Here is a 24,906-nt window from a genome sequence, read left to right as displayed (position 1 = left end):
GGAGGGGAAGGGTGAAGACTCTGGAGAAAGCGATCCTTGCACGGGGTGCCCGAGGTCGCGCAAGCCCCCTGTTACCGATGCGTAGTCATGTCCGTTTTGCTGGGCGAAGCCGCAGGTCACCGGGTCGACAAATCGCCAACGGGGAGCCCGGGGTCACGCCGGGTCCGGTATCGGAAGCGGTCGCTTCTCGATGGCCGCCGCCATCACCTCGGGGAACAGGTCGGGCGTGCAGGCGAAGGCCGGTGCGCCCAGCGCGGCGAGCGCGGCAGCGTGCTCCCGGTCGTAGGCCGGCGCCCCCTCGTCCGACAGCGCGAGCAGCGTCACGAACTGCACCCCGGACGCCTTCATCGCCGCGACCCGCTTGAGCATCTCGTTGCGTATGCCGCCCTCGTAGAGGTCGCTGATCAGCACCATCACCGTCTCCGCGGGCCGGGTGATCTGCGACTGGCAGTACGCCAGCGCCCGATTGATGTCCGTGCCGCCACCGAGCTGTGTGCCGAAGAGTACGTCCACCGGGTCGTCGAGCTGGTCGGTGAGGTCGACGACCGCCGTGTCGAAGACGACGAGCCGTGTGTCGATCGACCGCATGGACGCCAGCACCGCCCCGAACACGGACGCGTAGACGACGGACGCCGCCATCGAGCCCGACTGGTCGATGCAGAGGACGACCTCCTTCTTCACCGACCGGGAGGCCCGGCCGTAGCCGATGAGCCGCTCGGGCACGATCGTCCGGTACTCCGGGAGGTAGTGCTTGAGGTTGGCCGAGATCGTGCGGTTCCAGTCGATGTCGTGGTGGCGCGGCCGGTTGATCCGGGCGCTGCGGTCGAGGGCGCCGGTGAGCGTGGCGCGGGTGCGGGTGGCGAGCCGCTTCTCCAGATCCTCGACGACCTTCCGCACGACGGCACGGGCCGTCTCCTTCGTCGTCTCCGGCATCGCCTTGTTGAGCGAGAGCAGCGTGCCGACCAGGTGTACGTCGGCCTCGACCGCCTCCAGCATCTCCGGTTCGAGAAGCAGGGTGGACAGCCCCAGCCGGTCGATGGCGTCCCGCTGCATGACCTGGACGACGGAGGACGGGAAGTACGTCCGGATGTCCCCCAGCCATCGCGCCACGGACGGTGCCGAGGCCCCGAGCCCCGCCGAACGCTCCTTCCCCGCCTGTCCCTTCCCGTCTCCCCGGCCGTAGAGCGCGGCCAACGCTCCGTCCATCGCGGCATCCTGCCCACTGAGCGCACACCCGGTGCCGTCGGCCGCCTCCCCACCCAGCACAAGCCGCCAACGCCGCAGCCGCTCGTCGGTGGAGGAGGCAGAGCGGGCTGCCGTGCCGGCCGACGACCGTGGCGGGACGGCGGCCGGGGCCGCGGCCGGCTCCCCGGCCGGTTGTCCCTCCGGATCCATCTGCGCGTGCCCCGGACCCGTGGCGGGTTCCGTGGTCCTAGGTGTCGCCGGTGCCGTCAGGCCGTTCGGATCGGTCGTCATGCCCGCTCTCCCGTCCGGAACCGGTCCCAGAGCGGGACCACGGTCACGCTCGTCACCGAGCCGTGCTTCGCCCGGGACCCGGTCCTGTTCCCGGGTGGGACTTCTTGCCCGTCCCCGACAGCGGCGGCTGCTGCTGCCCTGCCTGCCCCGCCCCGCGGTGTCCGCCATACCTCGGTCATCGTCCCGCCACCCCCGCAAGGTCGTTGTCGTCGTTGTGCGCCAAGCCGTCGTCGTGGTCGCCGTCGTGGTTGTCGTCCAGGCCGAGGAGCAGCCTCACCACCGGCAGCACGGCGTCGGCCCGGTCGCTGTCGAGGTCGGCCCCGAAACCCGGTATCCCGGAACCGGCTCCCGCCGCGCTCCCCCGCTGTCCCGGGCCCCGCCGGACCAGTTCGCCCAAGGTCCGCCGCACTCCCGGCTCGTACGCCGAGAACGTGCGCCGCAGCAGCGGCAGCACATCGGTGAACGCCTCCGCCGACACCCCGGTCAGCCAGGCGTCGACGAGTCCGAGCAGCCGCTCGTCGTGCACGAGAAGCATCCCGCCGCCGGACCCGCCCCCGACGAAACCCTCGATCCACGCGGCCGCGTCCCCCGGCTCCGTCCCCGGAGAGAGCACGAGCCCCATGAGCCGAGCCGCCTCGTCCTGCGCCAACTCCCCGTCGTCCAGCAGCAGTCGGACCGCCCGCCCGCGTATGACACCGGGCACGGTGTCCCGCAGGGACAACACCGTGAGCACGGCCTGCCAACGGCCACGGAGACCGTGGTGAGCCGGAACCGGCGCGTCCCCCCTGCCGCCCGGTTCCGAACCCGAGGTCGCGTCCTCGGGAGCCGCCACCTCGCCCAGCAACCCCACCGCCCCGTGCACCGCGTCCACATGACGCCGCATCTCCTCCGCCGCCTCCGCGTCGAGCGCGGCACAGGCCGGGGGCAGGCCGACGAAGACCCGCTCGGCGAGGCCCGCGGCGACCTCCGTCAGGGCGCCGGTGTCGGTGCCGCGCACATCGCCGTAGCGCAGGGAACGGACGAGGGCCGGCAGGGCCTGGGCGAGGTGGCCGACGTCCGCGTCCAGCGCGGCGCGGTCGGCGAGGATCTGCATCACCGTGGGCAGGGCGTCGGGGAGTTCGGCCAGCAGACAGTGCTCGGCGAGGGCGGTGACGTCGGCGAGTCCCGGCGCGGAGACGGCGTCCGCCTCCGCCTTGGCCGTCGCGGCGGAGAGCACCGTCGTGCCCCACACCCCCGCCTCGGCGACCCGCACCGACAGCTCCGGCTCCCACCGCAGTCGCCATGTCTCGCGGAACGTGCCCGTGCTCCCCCGCGAGGCCGCCGGTTCACCCCACGCCACGCCCAGAAGCCGCAGCCGGTGCAGCAGCGTGCTGCGCCCGGCGTCGTTCTCCTTGCGCAGGTCCAGCTCCAACTCCCGCTCCAACGCCTCCGGTTTGAGCCGCAGCCGCCGCTGGATCCGGTCCAGGTCGCGCTGCAACGGCACCGCGGGCGCCGCCTGCGGCACCTCCCCCAGGACGTCCCCGACCACCAGCCGGTCGTGCACCAGCGCCAACGGCACGTCCGAGCCCTCGCACATCACCGCCCGCACCGCGTCGGTCGTCTCGCTCAGGCCGGGCAGGGGCCGGCCGCGCATCGCCGCGAGCGTCTCGGCCAGCCGTACGGCCTCGATGACGTGCGCCGAGGACACGATCCGGTCCTCGTCCCGCAGCAGCCCCGCCACCTTGGTCAGCCACCGCTCGACGGGCCGGTTGGGCGCGCCGAACAGGTGCCCGTACCAGCCGGGCGAGTCGATACCGGCGCCGTAGCCGCTGTGCCGCGAGAGCCTGCGGTGTGTCCACGGCACCCATGTCATGTCCGCCTTGACCTTGGGGAGCCCCTTCAGCAGCGCCTTGTCGCCGGCGACCGTGCTCTTCCGCCGCAACGCGGGCACATGCCAGGCCCCGCACACCACGGCCACGTCGTCCCCGAACTCCCGCTGGGCGGCCCGCAGCTGGAGCCGCATGTACGCCTCCCGCACGAGGTCCCGGTCGTGTCCACCGGTCCCGTACGTCTCCCGCAGCACCTCCATCGCCTCTTCCAGCACGGTGAACGGCTCGAACACGTCGCCCTGCCCCGCTCCCCGGTGCTCGACGACGTCCTCCCACCACCGCTCGGGATCGTCGTATCCGGCGGCCTCGGCCAGCACCCCCAGCGGGTCGACACGGACGGCGTCGTGAACGTCGGGCTGGTCGTCCGGGGTTGGGTTCCCGCCGGTGGAAGAGGGCTCCGCTTCTCCCGGGGCGGCGTTCTCGTCGGCCGGGGCAGGCCGCTCCTCGGGCCCACTCGGGTCCGGTCCCTCGGCGGCGGGTTCGTCCGGTCGGTCCGTCGGCCCTTCGTCCGCCACGTCCCTCCCCCACGCCAGGGTGTGCGTGGCCGGCAGGTCGATGAAACGGGCCGGGACCTCGTGCTCCAGCGCCCAGCGGATCGCCACCCACTCCGGGGAGAACTCGGCCAGCGGCCAGAACGCCGAACGGCCGGGCTCGTCCACGGCATGGGCGAGCAGCGCCACCGGCGGTCGCATGTCCTCCTCTGCGGCCAGCGGAATCAACGCGTCGGCCTCGGGCGGCCCCTCGATCAGCACGATCCGGGGCAGGGCCGCGTCCAGCGCCGCCCGCACCGCCCGCGCCGACCCGGGCCCGTGATGCCGCACCCCGAGCAGCAACGGCCCGGTGCCGGACCTCCGGCTCCCCCGAACACCGGCGTCGGCCACCCCCTCACCACCGTCATGAACGCCCACGTCGACCAGACCCGCTTCCCCGTCGCCGGCCGCTGCGGAGCCGCTCGCCGCCCTGCTCTCGACCTCACCCGCACCCGTCACACCGATCCCCTCCCTCCATGGCCACTCGGAGTCGTCCTCTCCGCTCTGCCCGGTCCCGTTGCCGCCGCCCCGCTCCACACCCGTCACGACCGCCCGTCACGACCGCCCGTCACGACCGTCCCCTTGTCTCAGCCACCCCGGTTCCCGTCCGCACGAACCCCGGACCATCGCTCACGCACTGACCTCCCGGCACGCCCGGTAGAAGTCCTTCCAGCCGTCCCGCTCGCGGACGACCGCCTCCAGGTACTCCTGCCAGATGACCCGGTCGGCAGCCGGATCGCGGACGACGGCGCCGAGAATGCCCGCGGCGACGTCTCCGGCCCGCAGGACGCCGTCACCGAAGTGGGCGGCGAGCGCGAGACCGTTGGTGACGACGGAGATGGCCTCGGCGGTCGACAGCGTGCCGCTGGGTGACTTGAGCTTCGTACGGCCGTCGGACGTCATCCCGTCGCGCAGCTCGCGGAAGACCGTCACGACCCGGCGGATCTCGGCGATGCCGTCCGGCGCGGCCGGCAGGTCCAGGGAGCGGCCGATCTGGTCGACGCGGCGCGAGACGATGTCGACCTCGGCCTCGACACTCTCCGGCAGCGGCAGCACCACCGTGTTGAAACGGCGGCGCAGGGCGCTGGAGAGGTCGTTGACCCCGCGGTCGCGGTCATTGGCCGTGGCGATGAGGTTGAAGCCGCGGACCGCCTGCACCTCCGAGCCCAGCTCCGGTATCGGCAGCGTCTTCTCGGACAGGATCGTGATCAGCGAGTCCTGCACGTCGGCAGGGATACGGGTCAGCTCCTCGACCCGGGCCGTCATCCCCTCCGCCATGGCCCGCATCACGGGGCTGGGCACGAGCGCGGCACGGCTCGGGCCGTTGGCGAGCAGCTGTGCGTAGTTCCAGCCGTAGCGGATCGCCTCCTCCGGGGTGCCCGCCGTGCCCTGCACGAGCAGGGTCGAGTCACCGCTGACCGCAGCGGCGAGATGTTCGGAGACCCAGGTCTTGGCGGTGCCGGGCACGCCGAGCAGGAGCAGGGCGCGGTCGGTGGCGAGGGTGGTGACGGCGACCTCGACGAGGCGCCGCGGACCCACGTACTTCGGAGTGATCACCGTGCCGTCCGGCAGGGTGCCGCCGAGGAGGTAGGTCGCCACCGCCCACGGCGACAGCTTCCAGCGGACCGGGCGCGGGCGGTCGTCCTGCGCGGCCAGCGCGGCGAGTTCACCGGCGAAGGCTTCCTCGGCATGCGGCCGCAACGCCTCGGCCGGTGATCCCTGCTTCGGTTCCACGTTCGTCGGTTCAACAGACACAGACATGGCTGAGGCCCCCTCCAGCTCGGCCGGTTCGGATCTGTCACCAACCGTGCACCACGCCACTGACAATGCGATCCGACCTGCGGAAACGCGCTCACGGGGGTCGGAGCGGCCGTCGGTCCGGGGCCGATTGTCAGTGGGGGGATCTACCTTCGATGACATGACTCAGCAGGGGGTGCGCTGGACGGCGGATCAGGTGCTGGCACTGGCTCCTGACGCCGCCTCACGCAAAGCGGGAAGCAAACTCGGCGCGGCCGGGCCATGGTCCGAGGCGGGGAGTTCCGACGAGGGGACGGTGTGGGGACTGTGCAAAGGCAGTGGCAGCAAGCCGTATCAGACGGTCATCGACGTCGCGGACGCCGCGGGTCCGGCGTACAAGTGCAGCTGCCCGAGCCGCAAGTTCCCGTGCAAACACGCGCTCGGGCTGCTGCTGCTCTGGGCCGGCGGGGAGGGAGCGGTGCCGCCGGGCCGGGCACCGGACTGGGCGGAGCAGTGGATAGCGGGGAGAAGGCAGCGGGCGCAGGAGAAGCGGACGGCGGACGCGGCCGGTTCGGGCGCCGGGGCCGGTGATCCGGAGGGGGCGCGGCGCAGGGCGGAGCGCCGGGCCGTGCGGATCACGGCGGGGGCGACGGAGCTGGAGCAGCGGCTGGCGGACCTGCTGCGGGGTGGTCTGGCGGGGGCGGAGCAGGCGGGATACGGCATGTGGGAGGAGACTGCCGCGCGCATGGTCGACGCCCAGGCGCCAGGACTCGCCGGCCGAGTGCGGGAGTTGGGGTCGATCCCGTCGTCCGGTCCGGGCTGGCCGGTGCGGCTGCTGGAGGAGTGCGCCCTCATCCACCTTCTCGACCAGGGCTGGCTGCGCCGCGAGCGGCTGCCGGACGGTCTGGCGTCGACGGTCCGTTCCCGGATCGGCCTGCCCGCCTCGGCGGACGGCCCCGGGATCCGGGACCGCTGGCTGGTGCTCGCCCAGTACGACACGGCGGACGCCCGTCTGACGACCCGCCGGATCTGGCTGCACGGCACGGACTCGGGCCGCACGGCCCTGCTCCTTTCCTACGGCGCGGTCGGCCGCGCTCCCGAACTGGCGCTGCCGGTGGGGCTGGAGCTGGAGGCGGAGGTGGCCGCCTACCCCGGTACCGGTCAGCTGCGGGCGGCGCTCGGCGAGCAGTTCGCGCCGCCCGTACCCTCGGCGACCCGCCCACCCGGAGTGACGACCGAGCAGGCGGCCGCCCACTACGGCGCGGCGCTGCGGGACGACCCGTGGCTCGACTCCGTCCCCGTGACCCTGGACCGGGTGATACCGGCCCCGGACGGGGACTCCTGGCAACTGGCCGACGCCGAGGGCGACGCGGCCCTGCCGCTCACCGCCTCCGCCCGTTCCCGTCCGGGCCTGTGGCGCCTGGTCGCGCTCTCGGGCGGGGCCCCGGTGAAGGTCTTCGGTGAATGCGGCCACCGCGGCTTCACCCCGCTGACGGCGTGGCCCGAGGGCGCGGGCGAGGCGGTGCGACTGTGCTGAACGGAACCGAGCCAGCAGCCGACCGGACGGAAAGGAACCGCATGGACAGGACCTCCGCGACGGCCAAGCCCTCCGCGTCGGACGCCTGGGAGGAGCTCGTCACGTCGGCCCTGCTCGGCACCGCGCGCCGCACACCGCCCGGCATCCCGCCCGGTCCCGAGGCGCCGGTGGCCCTGCTGGACGCGGCGGCCGTGGAGACCGTACGGCGGCGGGCCGGGCTCAGGCCCGCGCGCGCGGCACAGCGGCCGCAGCCTGCGCCCGAAGACCCGCGCCCTTCCCTGCCCGCGGCGGCGGCCCGTCGGCTCGCGATGCTGCTCGCCGACCGGCCGGGCACGGGCGGCGGCGGCCGCAGGGGTACCGCACCGGATCTGATGGAGCTGCTCCCGCAGTGGCTCTCGGCGGCGAACGCCCGCGGCTACGCGGCGCCTGCGGAGCTGCTGCCCGCGTTGCTGGACGCGGCCCGGGGGCGTACGGACCTGCGGCCGGCGGCACTGGCGTTCGCGGGTTCGCGTGCCATCTGGCTCGCCCGGCTGAACCCGGACTGGCGATTCGCGCTGCGGGCGACACCCGGCGGCGGAGCGGCGCTGCCGCCGCCGCAGGACACCGCGGGGATCCAACGGCTCTGGGAGGAAGGCCTGTTCGCCGAGCGGGTGGCCCTTCTCGGGGCGATACGAGCCCGGGAGCCCGCCGCCGCGCGTGAGCTGCTCGCGATGACCTGGGCGACCGAGCGGGCCGAGGACCGGCTGATGTTCCTCGACTCGCTGCGGACGGGCCTGGGGCCGGACGACGAGCCGTTCCTGGAGCAGGCGCTGGCCGACCGGAGCCGCAACGTACGGGCCACGGCCGCGGAGTTGCTGTCCGCGCTGCCGGGTTCGGCGCTGGCGGCGCGGATGGCGGTCCGGGCCGGGGCGTGCGTGGCCGTCGACCACACCCAGGACACGCCGGCGATCCTCGTCGAGGTGCCGCACGAGTGCGACCCGGGCATGGAGCGCGACGGCGTCGTGGCGAAGGCGCCCTCGGGGCGGGGGGAACGGTCGTGGTGGTTCGGGCAGTTGGTGGAGGCGGCGCCGCTGGGGGTGTGGCCGGGTCGGCTCGGTGGGCGGACGCCCGAGGAGATCGTGGCGCTGCCGGTGGCGGACGACTGGCGGAACGAACTGCACGCGGCGTGGTGCCGGGCCGCCGTACGGCAGCGGGACGCCGCGTGGGCGCGGGCGCTGCTCGGAGCCCCCGCGGCGCCGGAGGCCGGGGGGCCGGGGGCGGTGTCACTGGCGGAGCGGGCCAAGCTGCTGGCGACGTTGGGCTCCGCCGAACGGGCCGAGTGGGTCGCCGGATTCATCGCGACGCACGGGTTGTCCGAGGCGTTTCAGCTGCTGGGAGTGTGCGGGGTGCCGTGGGCCGGGCCGCTCGGGCGAGCGGTGGTCGACGCGCTCAACATCGCTCGGGACGCGGGGAGTTACCCGTGGAGTTTCAGCGGGGTGATGGGGCTGGCCGAGCGGTGTCTCGATCCGGCCGAGGCGGGGCGCCTGGAGGGCCTGATGGCGGTGCCGGACGAGGGGGAGGACGCGAGTCCCGGGGCGGGCGGCTACTGGGCCGAGGCATTCCAGCGACTGGTGACGACCTTGCGGTTGCGGGCGGCGATGACGGAGGAGCTGGGGGGCGCGTAGGCACGCAGGCGGGCAACGGGGGGGCCAGGGCCAGGTCATGCCGTCCGGCGGTGCAAGTTCGTCGCAACCGGTGCCGGGCGCCACGTCAAGCCGTCCGGGCGGCTGCGGGTTCGTCGAGGCTGGGGGTTCGTCGAGGCTGGGGGTTCGTCGAGGCTGCAGGTTCTCGCGGCCGACCACGCCCCGCCGCGAAGCCGCCGCCGTCACACCCCCGCGCCCAGGCGGGGTACGGCCGGGCACGCGTGACGGCACCCACTCAGGGGCGCGGGGAACTCCGCGACCGGCCCCCACCGGCCCGCACCCGGCATCCAACCGGCGTCCAACCGCCGCGTCCGCCTACGCCCCCGTCGGCTGCCGCACATTCGCCCGCACCCAGTCCACGATCGACTGGGTCGTCGCCCCCGGCGTGAAGATCTCCGCGACCCCCTTCTCCTTCAGCTCAGGGATGTCCCCGTCCGGGATGATCCCGCCGCCGAATACCAGGATGTCCTCGGCCTCCCGCTCCCCGAGCAGGTCGATCACCGCGGCGAACAGCGTGTTGTGGGCGCCGGAGAGGATGGAGAGGCCGATCGCGTCGGCGTCCTCCTGGATCGCGGTGTCGACGATCTGCTCGGGAGTCTGGTGGAGGCCGGTGTAGATGACCTCCATGCCCGCGTCGCGCAGCGCCCTCGCGATGACCTTGGCTCCGCGATCATGACCGTCGAGGCCCGGCTTGGCCACCACTACGCGGATCGGACCGGCTGTCACACCCATCACTGCCTCCATGAAGCGACTGCGTCCATTCCTACCGACTAGTACCGCACAGACCGGGAATGTGAACGAACGTTGTCGCCGCCATCTCGCGCCAGGCTGTTTCCAGTGGGCACCGAGGGGGAAATCATATGGTGGGACACGTTCGGGAGCCGCAACGAGGTCACCGCGCCGCAGGCCGCGCGCCACGGGGGCGCGGCGCGCCGGCGACGGCACGAAGGGCACGTAGGACAGGTAAGGCACGACAGCGGGGAGCCTCGTCGCCACACCGACAGGGCGGCTCGTCACGTCACCGGCGCACCACCAGCACCGTCAGCAGCACCGGCACCACCGATACGACCGGAAAACGCACCGGCACCGTCGGCATCGCCCGCACCACCGGTTCTGTCAGCTCCGCCGGCCCGCCCGGTGGCCCCGGAACCGAGCGCCGACCGCCGCACCCACCCCCCGCGCCCCCTTCGCGCCACGTCGGCGTCGGCAACCTTCGCCGCGACTTCCCACGAGCGCACACGGGGGACGGAGCTGTCCTCCCGTGTGCCGACAGGAGGTCGGCCATGAAGGTCACCAAGGCGCTGCTGCCCTTTCTCCCGCTCTGCCAGCGTCTGCTTCCCGGCAGGCTGGCGGGACTCTCCCTGGCCCTCCTGAAGGCGACCACGCTCGAGATCGCGATCCTCGCGGGACATCTCCTCCTCTATCCGTCCGGCATCGTCCAGGAGCGCCGTTCCCCCCTGCCCCGGCTCCCGGAGGACGGCGCCGCACAGCTGCCGACGGAGGCCAAGCCCCCGGTCGTCCTGCTGCACGGCTTCATCGACAACCGTTCGGTCTTCGTGCTCCTGCGCCGCAGCCTCGCCCAGCACGGCAGGCAGCAGATCGAGTCGCTCAACTACTCCCCGCTGACCTGCGACATCCGCGCCGCGGCGGAGCTCCTCGGCCGGCACATAGAGGGGATCTGCGAGCGCACGGGCAGCGAGCGGGTCGACGTCGTCGGGCACAGCCTCGGCGGCCTGATCGCGCGGTACTACGTGCAGCGTCTCGGCGGCGACACCCGGGTCCGCACGCTGGTGACGCTCGGCACGCCGCACTCGGGCACCCGGGTGGCGCCACTGGCGAACGCGCACCCCATCGTGCGCCAGATGCGCCCCGGCTCGGAGTTGCTCGAGGAGCTCACTGAGCCGGCCCCGGGCTGCCGTACGCACTTCGTCAGCTTCTGGAGCGACCTCGACCACCTGATGGATCCGCTGGAGACCGCCTGCATCGACCATGAGGACCTGATGGTGGAGAACGTCCGGGTGAGCGGGATCGGACATCTCGCCCTGCCCGTGCATCCCGCCGTCGCGAACGGCATACGGCAGGTTCTCGACACCGCGCGGGCCGGGGAGGAGACAGCCGGCCGCGCGGGCGGACTGACCGTGGCGTAACGGTCGTATCGGCCACCGGACACCAGCCGGCCTACCGCTCCTCCCCAGGCCGCCGACGGCTCCTCACCCAGCCCGCCGCCAGCGAGTCACACAGGCCTCCGACAGCGCTCCGACAGCCGCCTGACCGCGGACCAGCATCGAACATCCTTCGAACACAGAGCCAAAGTCCCGCCCGCGGTCCCCCGAAACACGTCCGAATGCCCGTTTCCTGCGCGCCCAAAACCAGTTGAAGATTGTCGCGCCCGCATACCGCCGGGTACAGTCACCGCACTGCTCTGGCAGCCCCTGTTGTCGAGGCGAAAGAGAAGTTGGTGAACGACCGTCACCCGTCGGGGACCATGACCACCCCGGCTCCGGCCTCCGACGCCGACTCGTCGTACGGCACCCAGGAGGCCCAGTACGGCGACTTCACCACGTACGGCGGCTATGACGCCACTGGTTTCGACGCCCCGGGCACGACCGGCGCCCACGCCACCGGCACCTTCGAGACCGACCCGCTCTTCGGCAACATGCCGGAGGACACCACCGGTTCGTACGACTCCTCGACGTGGAACACCGGCGGTCACCAGACCCTGAACTACGACATGTACGCGGCCCAGCACCACGCCGCCTACGACACCGGCGCGTACGACGCCACGCAGTGGGGCGCCGACCAGCAGCAGCTCGCCGCGATCCCGCCGCAGGCCGGCAGCGTCGATCACAGCGGACAGTGGGACGCCAGTTCCTGGCACCAGCCCGACCGGTCCGCGGGCCCGGCCGACCAGACCCAGCACTGGGAATGGGGCACGCAGACCTTCGACACCGGGACGTACGACGCCACGCAGTGGAACTCCGAGGGCACGGCGGCCGACCCGCAGCCGACGGCCACCTTCGAGCAGGCCGGGTACGACGAGACCCACGCGTACGGCGAGGCGAATCCTTACGGCGACGCCTACGCCGAACACACCTCGCACGACGGCGAGTCGAACGCCACTACCGACACCACGGCCACCACCGACACCGGCGAATTGCCCGCCGTCCTCGACGCCGACGCCCCGCTCCTGGACGACCAGGAAGAGGCACCCCAGGCGTCGGCGCCCGCCCCCGGCTCCCGCGTCGCCGCGCGCAACGCGGGCCGCTCCCGCCGCCGTATGCCCGCCAAGCGCTCCGCGCTGCTGACGATCGCCGTTCCCTCGGCTTGTGTCATGGGGGTCGCCGGGATCGCCGCCGCCTCGGTCGGCACGCTGACCGGCGACGACAAGGACACCTCGACGACCCTCGCGGACACGAGCGCCGTCAAGCCGGCCATCGCCAACAACAAGCTGGACACCCAGCTCGAGAGCCTCAGGGCCGGTGCCGACGACTTCGCCGACCGGGCCAGCCGCACACAGGAACGCATCGACCTCAAGACTCAGCAGTTGGCCGAGAAGAGGAAGGCGGCGGAGGAGGCGGCCCGCAAGGAGCGGCTGCGCCCGAAGTTCGCGCTTCCGGTCGCGCAGCGGGGTCTGAGCGCCTACTTCGGTCAGTCCGGCGTCAACTGGATGTCCGTCCACACCGGCATCGACTTCCCGGTGTCGTACGGCACGACGGTGATGGCCGCGACCGACGGCACCGTCCGCACGCAGTGGAACAGCGCGTACGGCAACATGATGGTCGTGACGGCGAAGGACGGCACCGAGACGTGGTACTGCCACCTCTCCAGCTACCGCGTCGCCTCCGGTACGACGGTCAAGGCCGGCGACCCGATCGCCTACTCCGGCAACTCCGGCAACTCGACCGGACCCCACCTGCACTTCGAGGTGCACCCGGCGGCCGGTTCGGCCATAGACCCGCTGCCATGGCTGCGCAGCCACGGACTGGACCCGACGTAATTCCTCGGGCCCAGTCCCCCTTCCGGCCTTCCGGCCCTTTCCGGAGCTACAGCTTCTCCACCGGCGCGTACCGCAGCAGCAGCCGCTTCGGCTTGGCCTCTCCGAAGTCGATCGTGGCCTCGGCGTTCGCGCCCGTGCCCTTCACTCCGACCACCGTGCCGAGACCGAACTGGTCGTGGGTGACACGGTCGCCGACGGCCAGGGACACCACCGGCTTTTCCGAGGTCCTGCGCGTCGCGAAACCGGACGCGCCCGACGCCGAGGAGCGGGAACGGGACGACGACAGTGAGGCGGCAACCCCAGAGACCGGCCCCGCGGGAGCGCCGACCGCCCCCGTGCGCTTCCAGTCCACGTGCTGCGCCGGGATCTCCTCCAGGAAGCGGGAGGGCGGGTTGTACGACGGCTGCCCCCACGCGCTGCGCAGGGAGGACCGGGTCAGATACAGCCGCTCACGCGCACGCGTGATGCCCACGTACGCCAGGCGCCGCTCCTCCTCCAGCTCCTTGGCCTGGCCGAGGGCGCGCATGTGCGGGAAGACGCCGTCCTCCATGCCGGTGAGGAAGACGACCGGGAACTCCAGGCCCTTGGCGGTGTGCAGGGTCATCAGGGTGATGACGCCGGAGCCGTCCTCGTCCTCGTCGGGGATCTGGTCGGAGTCGGCGACGAGCGCGACCCGCTCCAGGAAGTCGGAGAGCGAGCCGGTCTCCTCGCCCTCGCCGGACTCCTGCTCGAACTCCAGGGCCACGGCGGCGAGTTCCTGGAGGTTCTCGATGCGGGTCTCGTCCTGCGGGTCGGTGGAGGCCTGCAACTCGGCGAGATAGCCGGTGCGTTCGAGGACGGCTTCCAGGACGGTCGCCGGGCCCGCGCCGGACTCGACGATCGTCCGGAGCTCCTCCATCAGCACGTTGAACCGCTTCACGGCGTTGGTGGAGCGCGCGGCCATGCCGTACGCCTCGTCGACGCGCTTGAGCGCCTGCGGGAAGCTGATCTTCTCGCGCTGGGACAGGGCGTCGATCATCGCCTCGGCCCGGTCGCCGATGCCGCGCTTGGGGACGTTGAGGATCCGGCGCAGCGGCACGGAGTCCTCCGGGTTGGCGAGGACGCGCAGGTAGGCCAGGACGTCCCGGATCTCCTTGCGCTCGTAGAAGCGGACGCCGCCGACGACCTTGTACGGCAGGCCGACGCGGATGAAGACCTCTTCGAAGACACGGGACTGCGCGTTGGTCCGGTAGAAAACGGCGACATCGCCGGCCTTCGCGTCACCCGCGTCCGTGAGGCGGTCTATCTCGTCGGCGACGAACTGCGCCTCGTCGTGCTCGGTGTCGGCGACATAGCCGGTGATGCGCGCGCCCGCGCCGGCGTTGGTCCACAGGTTCTTGGGGCGGCGGGACTCGTTGCGCTCGATGACGGCGTTGGCGGCGGTGAGGATCGTCTGGGTGGAGCGGTAGTTCTGCTCCAGGAGGATCGTCGTCGCGTCCGGGTAGTCCTCCTCGAACTGGAGGATGTTGCGGATGGTCGCGCCGCGGAAGGCGTAGATCGACTGGTCGGCGTCACCGACGACACAGAGCTCGGCGGGCGGCAGGTCGTGCTCGCTCGGCGGCACGTCCACCGGGTGCTCGGTGGTCCCGACCAGCTCCCTGACCAGCGCGTACTGCGCGTGGTTGGTGTCCTGGTACTCGTCGACGAGGACATGCCGGAAGCGGCGGCGGTAGTGCTCGGAGACGTCGGGGAACGCCCGGAGCAGGTTGACCGTCGTCATGATCAGGTCGTCGAAGTCGAGGGCGTTCGCCTCGCGGAGGCGCGACTGGTACATGGCGTAGGCCTGGGCGAGGGTCTTCTCGAAGCCGTCGGTGGCCTGCGCGGCGAAGTCCTCCTCGTCGATCAGCTCGTTCTTCAGGTTGCTGATCTTGGCGCTGAAGGACTTCGGGGGGTAGCGCTTGGGGTCGAGGTCCAGATCGCGGCAGACCAGGGCCATGAGCCGCTTGGAGTCGGCGGCGTCGTAGATCGAGAAGGAAGAGGTGAACCCGAGCTTCTTCGACTCCCTCCGCAGGATCCGCACGCAGGCGCTGTGGAAGGTCATCACCCACATCGCGTTCGCGCGCGGGCCCACGAGCTGCTCGACGCGCTCCTTCATCTCGCCCGCGGCCTTGTTGGTGAAGGTGATCGCGAGGATCTGGCCCGGGTGGACATTGCGCTCGCCGAGCAGGTGGGCGATGCGGTGGGTGAGCACCCGGGTCTTGCCGGAACCGGCGCCGGCCACGATGAGCAGCGGGGTGCCGGAGTGCACGACGGCCGCGCGCTGGTTCTCGTTCAGCCCCTCCAGGAGTGCGGCCGGGTCCACCACCGGGCGCGGGGCTCCGTCGCGGTAGTAGGCGTCCCGGTCCGGGGGCACGTCGAACTTCCCACCGAACAGGTCGTCCGGAACGGGTTCCGGCACGTGGTCGTCCTCGGGCGGCGGCGGGGGCTCCTCCGCATGCCCGCGAGGGGCCTGGAGGTCCGCCAGGAAGCTGTCGTCAAAGAGGCTGCTCATCGCTCTCCGAGTCTAGGGTGCCCCACTGACAGCCCGCCGCCGCCCTAAGAACATCCATCCTCCCGTCACGGTCCGTGACGGGTCCCGGACCGATGTGCCGTGCCCAGAGCGCCAGGAACGGCGAACACCCCCTCACCACGACAGATCATCCCGAATCCCCGCCGTGGAGCGACGCCCGCGATGAAGGTCACGAAAATGTATCGGGCATATCGACCACCAACCTTCACACGGGCCACACCCGTTGGCTACCGTTCCGGTCAGGCCGTACGACCCTCTCCGGCGAACGTCGCCGGGCCGCACGGCCTCCGCCGAGTCCGCAGGCGCCGCCGCGCGCCCGGAGCCGGGGACCCACCGAACCCGGGGTGAATCGGCCGACTCCCGCCTACGGGAGCGCCGTAGGGCAACCCTTCCCGCCCCACCCCGACAGCTGACCCGGTAGGCGGAGCACGGAAGGAGTCGCCTCCCTTGGCGTCGCACCGCAAGTCGCGTCCCGTCGGTACGCGCGTAGCAGGCATACGGACCCCGGCCCTCGCGACGGCCGCCCTCACCTCCGTGGCCCTGCTGTCCCAGTCGGCGAACGCCGCGCCGGGCGATGACAAGCCGAGTCTCGAAGAGGTCGAGAAGAAGGTCGACGACCTCTACCGCCAGGCCGAGTCGGCGACCGACACCTACAACGCGGCCAAGGAGAAAACGGCCAAGCAGCGCAAGCAGGTCGAGACGCTCCTGGACGACGTCGCCCAGCGCACCCAGAAGCTCAACGAGGCACGCGAGGAACTCGGTTCCTTCGCCGCGGCCCAGTACCGCACCGGTGCCGCCGCGCCCGACACGGCGACCTTCCTGCTCGCCGACACCCCGCAGGACTACTTCGACCAGACGCAGCTGATGGGCCGCTTGACGAGCCGCCAGAAGGGCGCGGTCGACGACTACGTCTCCGAGCAGTCCGCGACGATGAAGAAGCGCCAGGAGGCCTCCCAGAGCCTTCAGGCGCTCACCGACACGCAGAGCAACCTGAGGACCGCCAAGGCGACCGTCCAGAAGAAGCTCGCCGACGCGCGCGGGCTGCTGTCGGAGCTGACCGCCCAGGAGAAGGCGCGCCTCGCGGCGATCGAGAAGCGCGAGCAGCAGGAGGCGGCCCGCAAGGCGGCGGAGCTGGCGCGGCAGCAGGCGGCGGCGGAGAAGGCCGCCCAGGAGACCGCCCAGAAGGCCACCGGCCCACAGGAGAGCACGTCGACGGCGGCCGACTCCTCGTACGCCACCAGGGCCGCCAAGGCCCTCGCCTTCGCCCGCGCGCAGATCGGCAAGCCGTACGTCTGGGGCGCCACCGGCCCCGACTCATACGACTGCTCAGGGCTCACCCAGGCCGCCTGGAAGGCCGCCGGCGTCGACCTCCCCCGCGTCACCTACGACCAGGTCGGCGCCGGCACCACGGTCTCCCTGGCCGACGCCCAACCCGGTGACCTGGTCTTCTTCTACGGCGACATCAGCCACGTCGGCCTCTACATCGGCAACGGCATGATGATCCACGCCCCCAAGCCGGGCGCGTACGTCCGCGAGGAGTCGATCTACTACGACGGCGAGTCGGGGATCCACAGCGTGGTGCGCCCCGCCTGAGGCCGTCGCGGCGGGGCGGTCGGCTCCGCCCGTACCGCGGTCAGGTCCACAGCACCGCGATGAAGATGTTGGCCGTGGTCAGCGCGCCGACCAGGCCGAACAGGCTCTTGTCCACCTTCTCGTCGTCCCGTTTCACATAGACGAGGCCGAGGATCACGATCAGCAGGGCCAGCTTCACGCCGATCTTGATGTTGTTGACGTGCTGGTCGTCGGCCTGGTTGAGGCCGACCAGGATCATCCCGGTGACCAGCATCGTCGCGGCGCCGTGCAGCATCGCGGGGACGAACCGGGCGGTGCCCCGGCCCATCGCCTTCATCTGGGTGAGGAAGCCGCCGAGCAGCGCGGCGATGCCGATGATGTGCAGGCCGACGAAGAGATGGATGAGTACGTCCATGAGGCCGGAGCCTATGCCGGGGCCCGAGGGGCACGCGCACCGGGCCCTGTGGGTGGATCTCGCATATATGCGGCCCTTAGCACTCCACGTCGGCCGTGCGCCCCGGAATCGCTACTTCGGTCAGCGCACCGCGCGAAGGCGACGGCGCCACCCCGGCATCACGGTCACCTTCGGTCACCGGGCGGTCCTCTGGCGGCAGTTCCGCACAACGCGTTACCTCCCGGACACGCTCAGGTTTAGCGTCCTCCCTCAGGTGACCGGCTCCCCACCGCCGCCCGGGCCAGGGGCGGCAGTCGGCCACCACCGCCGAGAAAGGTCCGGCGGCGGCCTGCTCCCCCTGTGCGGGCCGTCGCCGGACGCGCACACCGCCCCGGGCGGGTCGTACGGCCGCTCACCCCTGGCGTTCGTACGTCCCTGAGCCTCGGGGCGGGCGATCGCAGGAAAGGACGTGCAGTCCACGTGGCAGCGCACCGCAAGCCCCGCAGCCGCTCGGCCGGCGGCCATACGGTCCGTACGGCAGCGACCATCGCCCTCGCGGGGGCGGCGACCGCGACGGGCTTCGACGGGATCGGACACGCCGAGCCGCAGCTCACACCGGCGCAGGTCGAGGCGAAGGTGGACCAGCTGTACCAGGAGGCCGAGTCGGCCACCGAGAAGTACAACGGCGCGAAGGAGAAGGCCAAGGCGGCCGAGACCCGGCTGGAGAGCCTGCGGGACCAGGCGGCCCGCAGGACGGAACAGCTCAACGAGGAGCGGGACGCGCTGGGTTCGATGGCCGCGGCGCAGTACCGCGGCGGCGGCCTCGACCCCGCGATGCAGCTCGCGCTCACCGACGACCCCGACCGGTACCTGGACAGCGCCGAGTTCGCCGAACGAGCCGGTAACCGCCAGGCCGCCTCCGTGGCGAACGTACGCCGGCAGCTGCGGGAGATCGAGCAGCTGCGCGGGGCCGCGCACATCGAGCTGGCCTCGCTGAAGTCGCGCCAGGCGGAGCTGAAGCGCCACAAGAAGACGATCACCGGCAAACTGGGCGCGGCCCGCCGTCTGATGTCCCAGCTGCCGGCCGAGGAACGGGCGGTGCTCGGCGCCGACGGGGACCGCGCCTCACGGGCCGCCACGGGGGCACGCGACGAGCTGACGTCCCCCGGCGCGGCCACTGCGACGGCCCCCAACTCCCGCGCCGCAGCGGCCGTTTCCTACGCCTACGCCAAGCTCGGCAGCCCCTATGTCTGGGGCGCCACCGGTCCGGACGCCTTCGACTGCTCGGGGCTCATCCAGGCCGCCTACCGCTCGGCGGGCATCTCCCTGCCCCGCACGACCTACGCCCAGATCGACGCCGGCCGGCGCGTCTCCCGCTCCGAACTCCTCCCCGGCGACCTGGTGTTCTTCTACTCGGGCATCAGCCACGTCGGCATGTACGTCGGCGACGGGCAGATGATCCACGCTCCGAACCCGTCGGCACCGGTGCGGGTGGCGCCCATCGACCAGATGCCGTTCGCGGGCGCCACGCGCGTGGTGTGAGCGTCAGACCAGCCGCCGCGCCGTCGCCCACCGGGTCAGCTCGTGACGGTTGGAGAGCTGGAGCTTGCGCAGGACCGCGGAGACATGGGACTCGACCGTCTTCACCGAGATGAACAGCTGCTTGGCGATCTCCTTGTAGGCGTAGCCGCGCGCGATGAGCCTCAGCACCTCCCGCTCGCGCTGGGTGAGGCGGTCGAGGTCCTCGTCGACCGGCGGGGCGTCGGTGGAGGCGAAGGCGTCCAGGACGAAGCCGGCCAGGCGCGGCGAGAAGACGGCGTCGCCCTCCTGGACGCGGAAGACGGAGTTGACGAGGTCCGTGCCGGTGATCGTCTTCGTCACATAGCCGCGCGCACCGCCCCGGATCACTCCGATCACGTCCTCGGCCGCGTCCGAGACGGACAGGGCGAGGAAGCGGACGGGCTGCTCGGCGTCGGCCATCAACGGGGCGCACCGGCGCAGCACTTCGACTCCGCCGCCGCCCGGGAGATGGACGTCGAGGAGAACGACCTCGGGACGGGTCGCGGTGATGACGGTGACGGCCTGGTCGACGTCGGCAGCCTCCCCGACGACCTCGACGCCGGTCTCCTCGGTCCGGCCGATCTCGGCCTGGACGCCCGTACGGAACATGCGGTGGTCGTCGACGAGGACCACGCGCACCCGGCGCTCGGCCGCGCCCCCGGTGACCTCCGTCGTGCCATTCGCCTCGTCGCTCATGACGTCTTCTCCGCCCTCTCCATCTCCAGCTCGACCTCCGTGCCGCCGCCCGGCACCGCGCGCAGCCGGGCCGTGCCGCCATGGCGCTCCATGCGGCCGATGATCGATTCTCTGACACCCATCCGGTCGGCGGGTATCGAGTCGAGGTCGAAGCCGGGGCCGCGGTCCCGGACGGACACGAAGACCGTCCTGCCCTCGACTTCGGCGTAGACCTGTACGGCGCCACCCTCGCCACCGTACTTGGCGGCGTTGACCATCGCCTCACGCGCGGCCTGCATCTGTGCGCCGGTTCTCTCGTCGAGCGGGCAGTCGCCGACGACCACGACCTCTATGGGAACGCCGTGCTTGTCCTCGACCTCGGCCGCGCTGCGCCGCACGGCGTCGCCGAGGTCCGTGGGTTCGTCGGCCTCGTCCTTGCCGGTGCCCTCGGGTTTGTACAGCCAGGTGCGCAGGTCGCGCTCCTGGGCGCGGGCCAGGCGCCGCACCTCGCTCGCGTTCTCCGCGTTGCGCTGGATCAGGGTCAGGGTGTGCAGCACCGAGTCGTGGACGTGGGCCGCGACCTCCGCGCGCTCCTGGGCACGGATGCGCATCAGGCGCTCCTCGGAGAGGTCCTGGGTCATGCGGACGAGATACGGCCCCGCGAGGAGCGTTATCCCGACGAGGACCGCGAGGGCCGCCTGGAGGACCGAGCCGAGGTGGGCGGTGGAGCCCTGGAGGACGAAGACCCCGGAGACGCCCGCGGTGACGAGGAGGACTCCGCCCGCGGCGCGCAGCAGCGTCAGGGTGCGCCGGCGGCGGCCCACCTCCATCCAGCGGGCCCGGCGGGCGTTGTCCGCCTGGCGCCAGACGAGGGCGACGCCCGCGCCGACCAGGACGGCCGGCCAGAGGTAGGCCTTGGCGCCATTGCCCACCTTGACATTGCCGACGAAGACCATGGCCACGACGACCATGAGCAGCAGGGCCACGATCTGGCCCTTGTCCGGACGCCGGGCGACCAGTCTGCGGCGGCCGTCCGGCGAGGTCTCGGTGGTGACCAGGGACGGGGGCTTCTGGCCGCCGACCCCGCCGATGCCGAGCGGCACGAAGAACCAGAACGCGGCATACAGCAGCGCGCCGAGCCCGTCCGCCATGAACAGGCCGACGAAGACGAGCCGCACCCAGATCACGGGCAGCCCGAGGTGCCCGGCGAGCCCCCGCGCCACACCACCCAGCCAGCGTCCGTCGCTGCTGCGGTAGAGCTTGCGCGGCGGCCGCGGTTCGACGAGGGGCGCTGCTGCGGCTTCCGGCATGCCATCGATGGTCACACGGCCGCAGTGCGGGGGCATCAGGGTTGTCCCCCGAGACTCCCCTGATCTTCGAACGGCGCGTCTTCCGAACACCTCCCTCCCCCCTCTCAGGGCCGATATCAGGGTCCGGCCAGGGTCGTTCCGACTCCCGTCCCGCCCCGGCGCCCGTCACCATGGACACATGACAGATCACCAGCACGCCGCGGGCGCCGGATCCGGCGGAGGCCCGGACCCCGGCACCGGCCCCGGCGCGGGCCAGGCCGCCGACACCGGCCGGGCTTCGGGCGCGCACGGGCGGGCGGGCACGCGGAGAGAAGGAGGCACACCGGCCCCGCCCACCGTCACCCCCCAGGACACGGCCCCCGTCGGGGATGTGCCCCCGGCGCCCCCGCGCTTCCGGCGGGACCGACGGCACAAGCTGCTCGCCGGGGTGTGCGCCGGACTCGGGCGGCAGTACGACATGGACCCGGTGATCTTCCGGATCACGCTCGCCGTGCTGTCGGCGACCGGCGGCATAGGTCTCATCTTCTACGGCTTCGCCTGGCTCTTCGTCCCGTACGAGGACGAGGAGGAGAACGAGGTGCGCAAGCTGCTCACCGGCCGGGTGGACGGCCAGGCCCTGACCGGCGTGCTCTTCGCCCTGGTCGGCTGCGGGGTGTTCCTCACCATGCTGAGCAACACCAGCGTGCTGGCCTTCGCCGTAGTGCTCTCCCTGCTCCTCGCGGGCGCGGGGTACTGGTCGCGCAACCGCGGCACCCCCGACCCCGACCCGCTCGCCGCCCAGGCCGTCGCCGACGCCCCGCCGGAGGCCCAGGCCCCACCGGTGCCGGCCGGTTACCCGTCCTGGTGGCGCGACCCCATAGTCAAGGACGGCACCCACGTCGGTGGCACGGGCTATCTGTGGGGCCCGAGCGACTCCCGCGACCGTGACATCGCGGCGGCCGTCAACATCGGCCGGGGCGTCGCCTGGAGCCGGCGCGAGGACATCGACGCGGCCCGGATCCGCCCGCCGAAGCCTCGCGGTCCCCGTTGGATCGGCGGCTGGGTCTTCCTGCTCGCCCTGCTGGCGGGCGGCCTCGGCACCGGGGCGACCTGGGAGGACCATGCTCTGGGCACCAGCCTGCAGACCGGCCTGTCCTGCGCGCTGATCGTCCTGGGCGTGGGGATGGCGACCAGTTCCTTCCTGGGCCGCACCGGAGCGGGCTCGGTCTTCCTGGCGATCGTCACAGCGGGCCTGCTCGCCACCTCGGCCGTGCTGCCGAAGGACATCACCACGCACTGGGTCCGCACGAACTGGACACCGGCAACGACGCAGAACATCCGCGGGCAGTACGAACTCGGCACCGGAGTAGGCACCTTGGACCTGTCCCGCGTTGATTTCGCCAAGGGCCGGACGGTGACGACCCAGGCCGACGTGGGAGTGGGCCGGCTGGTGGTGATCGTTCCCCGTGACGTGACGGTGAAAGCGGTCATCGACGTGGGAGTGGGCGACATCCAGTTGCCGGGCGACGACCAGGCGGACGTGGACGTGGCACCGGGCAAGCGCAAGGAGATCACCCTGAAACCGGTTTCGGACGCGAAGAACACCGCCACCCTCGACATAGACCTACGGGTGGGCATCGGCCAGGCGGAGGTGAGCCGTGCTGCGTCATGAGTTCCAGCCGGGAAAACTGGTCGCCGGCCTCTTCCTGACCGTCGCGGGCATCACCTACGCCGGTGACGCGGGCGGCGCCTGGGACACCCCGTGGTTCGCGGTGATCCCCATGGTCGTCGGCGGCCTCTGCCTCGCGGGCGTGGTGGGCCTGCTGACCCGGGCCGTGCGCAACCACCACACCAACCGCCGCGACAGACGCCGTACGACCACCGCACCGGAGGCCGACCAGACACCCCAGCCGCCCGTGAACCACTGATCACGGAGCACCGACCACCCGAGCACCGATCAGCTCCGCCGGCCGGAGCTACCGATAACCACCCAATCGCCGCCGCCGTCGGCCCTGCCAGGCTGCGTCCACGGAGAACACGGAGGCCCCAGCGAGGACGAGAGGCAGCCAGGCCATCAGGTAGGCGAGGTCGTTGCCGTAGTAATAGGGGTCGGAGGCCCAGCTCACGGTCAGCCACAGGCTGAGCGAGATCAGCGCACCGCCGAGTGCGGCGAGGCGGGCGAGGATGCCGAGCAGGGTGCCGATACCGACGGCGAGTTCACCGAAGGCGATGGCGTAGCCGAAGCCGACGGGGTTCTTCAAGGACAGGTCGACCAGTGCGGGGATGGCCGAGGAGTCCCGGACGCTGCGCATCATGTCGCCGACGGAACCCGAGCCGGAGCCCTTCATGAAGGCACTGTCGGTCAGCTTGTCCAGGCCGGCGTAGATGAACGTGACACCGAGGAAGAGCCGCAACGGCAGCAGGGCGTACTGGCCGATGCTGTCCCGCCAGGACCGTTGATCGTCGTAGTAGGGGGCGTGCGTGTCCGTACGAAAACTGTGAGTCATCGCTTCGAGCCGCCTCTCACCAGCGTGCCGAGACCCTCACCAGACCATACGCACGCAGGGGCGGCGCCACTCAATGGATGGCGGGTTTTCCCGCGCCCCTGGCGACACGGCCCCCCCTCAGTCGGTCACATCGATCGCATACCGATTGGTCTCCGCGCCCGCCGCCGTCACCACCTGCACCTCGACCCGGCCGGGCTCCACATCGGCCGGCACCGGCACGGTCAGTACCTCGTCCGTGGGGTTGCTGAATCCCCCGGCCACCGGCACCAACGGCACATGCACGTTCACCGGGCCGATCCGCACCACCATCCGGGACAGCCGATCCGCCCCCTGTGCCCCCGGCGGCACGAATCCCGCACCCCGGATCTCGATGTCGTCCCCGGTACGGACGGGCCCGTCCAGGTCGCCCGCCTCCCGCGACCGCACCACGGAAAGGATCACCGGCCGCCCGCCCTCCGCGTACTTCCCGGCGACGTACGTCGCCGCGGACACCAGCACCACCACCGCCAGCCCCCACGGCAGATCCGGCAACTGGTCCGGCCGCCGGGCCAGCCGTACCGCCGCGAACAGCAGGGCGACCCCGCCGATCACGACGTACTGGATGTCGGCGAAGGCACCCCGCCCGGAGTCGTCCGTCAGCAGGTCGGCGGCGCGCGGCCGGTCCGCCCGCACCTTCTGCAGCCGCTGCCCGAGCACCCGCAGCCCGACCACCCGCCGCACCAGCACGGCGATCCCGCACACCACGGCCAGCACGGTGACGACCCCCGCACCCCGGGCCAGTTCGAGCCCGGAGATCAGCCGGTCCCGCTCACGGGCGTCGGAGGCCGCGGCCAGCCGGCCCACCAGCACGAGCACCGCGTAGGCGACGAACAGCACCCAAGCGACCGCGACGGCCCGCGAGGTGGACAGCCGGTTGTCCTCACCGATGACCGGTGCGAGCACCCCGCCCCGGGACCGGTGGAACCAGGACGCCGCGGTCAGCGAACCCGCGACCACCAGCGCCGCCACCAGCCCGGCCGTACGCGCCGTGGTCCACCCCGCGCCGATGGCGGTCAGAGCCTGGACGAGGAGGAGCACCACGACAGCGGCCCACACCGCGTATGCGGTACGACGCCACAGCCGTGCGAGCCAGACGGCACCCTCCGCCCGCCCCCGCTCGGCCACGGCCTCCGCGGACTGGGTCAGTTCCTCCGAGACCCACTGGCGGGAGGCCGACGCGGAGTGCGCCACGGCCGCCGGCAGGCCCTGCCCGGCGGCGAACTCGTCGCGCTTCAGGAGGAATGCCGCCACCGCCCGCCGATGCCCGGCGCGCGCCCCGTGCGGACAGTCCCCACAGGCGCACCCGCCCTCGTGCGCACCCGCGGGCACACCCCCGGTCGCGCCCTGTCTCGCTTCCTGCACCGCCACGACCGACGCCTGCCTTCCCACAACGCTTGCTCTCCGGCCCCGGATGACCCCATGGCCGACCGACCGCACAACCCGCAAACCCTCGCGCCCCGCACCCCACGGAGAACCCCGGACAACTCCGCCGTGA

18 protein-coding genes and 1 riboswitch are annotated in these 24,906 nt (G+C 72.1%); of the genes, 8 read left to right on the top strand and 10 right to left on the bottom strand.

The features are described 5' to 3' along the window. Positions 1 to 153: 153 nt before the first annotated feature. The 3 genes from ACGFWE_RS17580 to ACGFWE_RS17570 all read right to left on the bottom strand — a co-directional run bounded on the left by ACGFWE_RS17580 (position 154) and on the right by ACGFWE_RS17570 (position 5,635). Complete coding sequence (locus ACGFWE_RS17580) at positions 154 to 1,476, bottom strand: VWA domain-containing protein (protein WP_393600392.1); 1,323 nt, start codon at positions 1,474 to 1,476, stop codon at positions 154 to 156. A 175-nt stretch (positions 1,477 to 1,651) separates the two neighbouring features. After that, entirely contained in the window at positions 1,652 to 4,225 is a 2,574-nt protein-coding gene (locus ACGFWE_RS17575; protein WP_393600782.1) for a DUF5682 family protein, read from the bottom strand. Positions 4,226 to 4,504: 279 nt separating this feature from the next. Continuing rightward, positions 4,505 to 5,635 (bottom strand): AAA family ATPase, encoded by a 1,131-nt coding sequence (locus ACGFWE_RS17570; protein WP_352389147.1) that lies wholly within the window; start codon positions 5,633 to 5,635, stop codon positions 4,505 to 4,507. A gap of 157 nt (positions 5,636 to 5,792) precedes the next feature. Between ACGFWE_RS17570 and ACGFWE_RS17565 the strand changes: the two genes are divergently transcribed. Together ACGFWE_RS17565 and ACGFWE_RS17560 are read left to right on the top strand one after the other, a co-directional pair. Then, positions 5,793 to 7,148, top strand: coding sequence for an SWIM zinc finger family protein (locus ACGFWE_RS17565; RefSeq protein ID WP_393600391.1), 1,356 nt, complete (start codon positions 5,793 to 5,795; stop codon positions 7,146 to 7,148). Positions 7,149 to 7,189: 41 nt separating this feature from the next. Continuing rightward, positions 7,190 to 8,812: a DUF5691 domain-containing protein gene (locus ACGFWE_RS17560; RefSeq protein WP_393600390.1), complete on the top strand. Its 1,623-nt coding sequence runs from the start codon at positions 7,190 to 7,192 to the stop codon at positions 8,810 to 8,812. A gap of 333 nt (positions 8,813 to 9,145) precedes the next feature. Here ACGFWE_RS17560 and ACGFWE_RS17555 read toward each other — a convergent pair whose 3' ends face one another. Beyond that, on the bottom strand, positions 9,146 to 9,562 hold the full coding sequence (locus ACGFWE_RS17555; protein ID WP_352389150.1) for a cobalamin B12-binding domain-containing protein: 417 nt from the start codon (positions 9,560 to 9,562) through the stop codon (positions 9,146 to 9,148). 551 nt (positions 9,563 to 10,113) lie between these two features. Between ACGFWE_RS17555 and ACGFWE_RS17550 the strand changes: the two genes are divergently transcribed. Next, the gene (locus tag ACGFWE_RS17550; RefSeq protein WP_352389151.1) at positions 10,114 to 10,977 is read left to right on the top strand and encodes an alpha/beta fold hydrolase; all 864 of its coding nucleotides are present in this window, start codon (positions 10,114 to 10,116) and stop codon (positions 10,975 to 10,977) included. Positions 10,978 to 11,315: 338 nt separating this feature from the next. Next, a complete protein-coding gene (locus ACGFWE_RS17545) occupies positions 11,316 to 12,827 on the top strand; it encodes a M23 family metallopeptidase (RefSeq protein WP_393600780.1) in 1,512 nt (503 codons plus the stop codon). A gap of 46 nt (positions 12,828 to 12,873) precedes the next feature. Here the strand turns inward: ACGFWE_RS17545 and pcrA are convergent, their stop codons facing one another. Further along, positions 12,874 to 15,357 (bottom strand): DNA helicase PcrA, encoded by a 2,484-nt coding sequence (gene pcrA / locus ACGFWE_RS17540; RefSeq protein ID WP_393600389.1) that lies wholly within the window; start codon positions 15,355 to 15,357, stop codon positions 12,874 to 12,876. Between the two features lie 311 nt (positions 15,358 to 15,668). Then, a riboswitch (cyclic di-AMP (ydaO/yuaA leader) is annotated at positions 15,669 to 15,814 on the top strand. Positions 15,815 to 15,822: 8 nt separating this feature from the next. On the opposite strand from pcrA, the gene ACGFWE_RS17535 reads away from it, so the two are divergent. After that, entirely contained in the window at positions 15,823 to 16,968 is a 1,146-nt protein-coding gene (locus ACGFWE_RS17535; protein ID WP_393600388.1) for an NlpC/P60 family protein, read from the top strand. 40 nt (positions 16,969 to 17,008) lie between these two features. Here ACGFWE_RS17535 and ACGFWE_RS17530 read toward each other — a convergent pair whose 3' ends face one another. Next, positions 17,009 to 17,362, bottom strand: coding sequence for a hypothetical protein (locus ACGFWE_RS17530; protein ID WP_352389154.1), 354 nt, complete (start codon positions 17,360 to 17,362; stop codon positions 17,009 to 17,011). A 459-nt stretch (positions 17,363 to 17,821) separates the two neighbouring features. Here ACGFWE_RS17530 and ACGFWE_RS17525 point away from each other — a divergent pair, with 459 nt between their 5' ends. Further along, positions 17,822 to 18,883 (top strand): NlpC/P60 family protein, encoded by a 1,062-nt coding sequence (locus tag ACGFWE_RS17525; RefSeq protein WP_393600387.1) that lies wholly within the window; start codon positions 17,822 to 17,824, stop codon positions 18,881 to 18,883. A 3-nt stretch (positions 18,884 to 18,886) separates the two neighbouring features. On the opposite strand, the gene ACGFWE_RS17520 is transcribed toward ACGFWE_RS17525, so the two are convergent. Both ACGFWE_RS17520 and ACGFWE_RS17515 read right to left on the bottom strand, forming a co-directional pair. Continuing rightward, positions 18,887 to 19,597 (bottom strand): response regulator transcription factor, encoded by a 711-nt coding sequence (locus ACGFWE_RS17520; protein ID WP_352389156.1) that lies wholly within the window; start codon positions 19,595 to 19,597, stop codon positions 18,887 to 18,889. Next, positions 19,594 to 20,922, bottom strand: coding sequence for a PspC domain-containing protein (locus ACGFWE_RS17515; RefSeq protein ID WP_393600386.1), 1,329 nt, complete (start codon positions 20,920 to 20,922; stop codon positions 19,594 to 19,596). Before ACGFWE_RS17515 ends, ACGFWE_RS17520 begins: the two co-directional genes overlap by 4 nt. A 142-nt stretch (positions 20,923 to 21,064) precedes the next feature. On the opposite strand from ACGFWE_RS17515, the gene ACGFWE_RS17510 reads away from it, so the two are divergent. Continuing rightward, complete coding sequence (locus ACGFWE_RS17510; protein WP_393600385.1) at positions 21,065 to 22,537, top strand: PspC domain-containing protein; 1,473 nt, start codon at positions 21,065 to 21,067, stop codon at positions 22,535 to 22,537. Further along, a complete protein-coding gene (locus ACGFWE_RS17505; protein WP_393600384.1) occupies positions 22,524 to 22,793 on the top strand; it encodes a hypothetical protein in 270 nt (89 codons plus the stop codon). Before ACGFWE_RS17510 ends, ACGFWE_RS17505 begins: the two co-directional genes overlap by 14 nt. Positions 22,794 to 22,841: 48 nt before the next feature. Here ACGFWE_RS17505 and ACGFWE_RS17500 read toward each other — a convergent pair whose 3' ends face one another. Together ACGFWE_RS17500 and ACGFWE_RS17495 are read right to left on the bottom strand one after the other, a co-directional pair. Beyond that, on the bottom strand, positions 22,842 to 23,372 hold the full coding sequence (locus ACGFWE_RS17500; protein WP_352389160.1) for a DoxX family protein: 531 nt from the start codon (positions 23,370 to 23,372) through the stop codon (positions 22,842 to 22,844). A 117-nt stretch (positions 23,373 to 23,489) separates the two neighbouring features. Further along, positions 23,490 to 24,779, bottom strand: a complete 1,290-nt coding sequence (locus ACGFWE_RS17495) for a hypothetical protein (protein ID WP_393600383.1) — start codon at positions 24,777 to 24,779, stop codon at positions 23,490 to 23,492. Positions 24,780 to 24,906: the final 127 nt, after the last annotated feature.

The sequence above is a fragment of the Streptomyces sp. NPDC048523 genome, from assembly GCF_043199815.1.
In the GTDB taxonomy this organism is placed as follows: Bacteria; Actinomycetota; Actinomycetes; order Streptomycetales; family Streptomycetaceae; genus Streptomyces.
The sequence above is the reverse complement of the archived record's forward strand: the minus strand, read 5'-3'. Positions and strand labels throughout refer to the sequence as shown.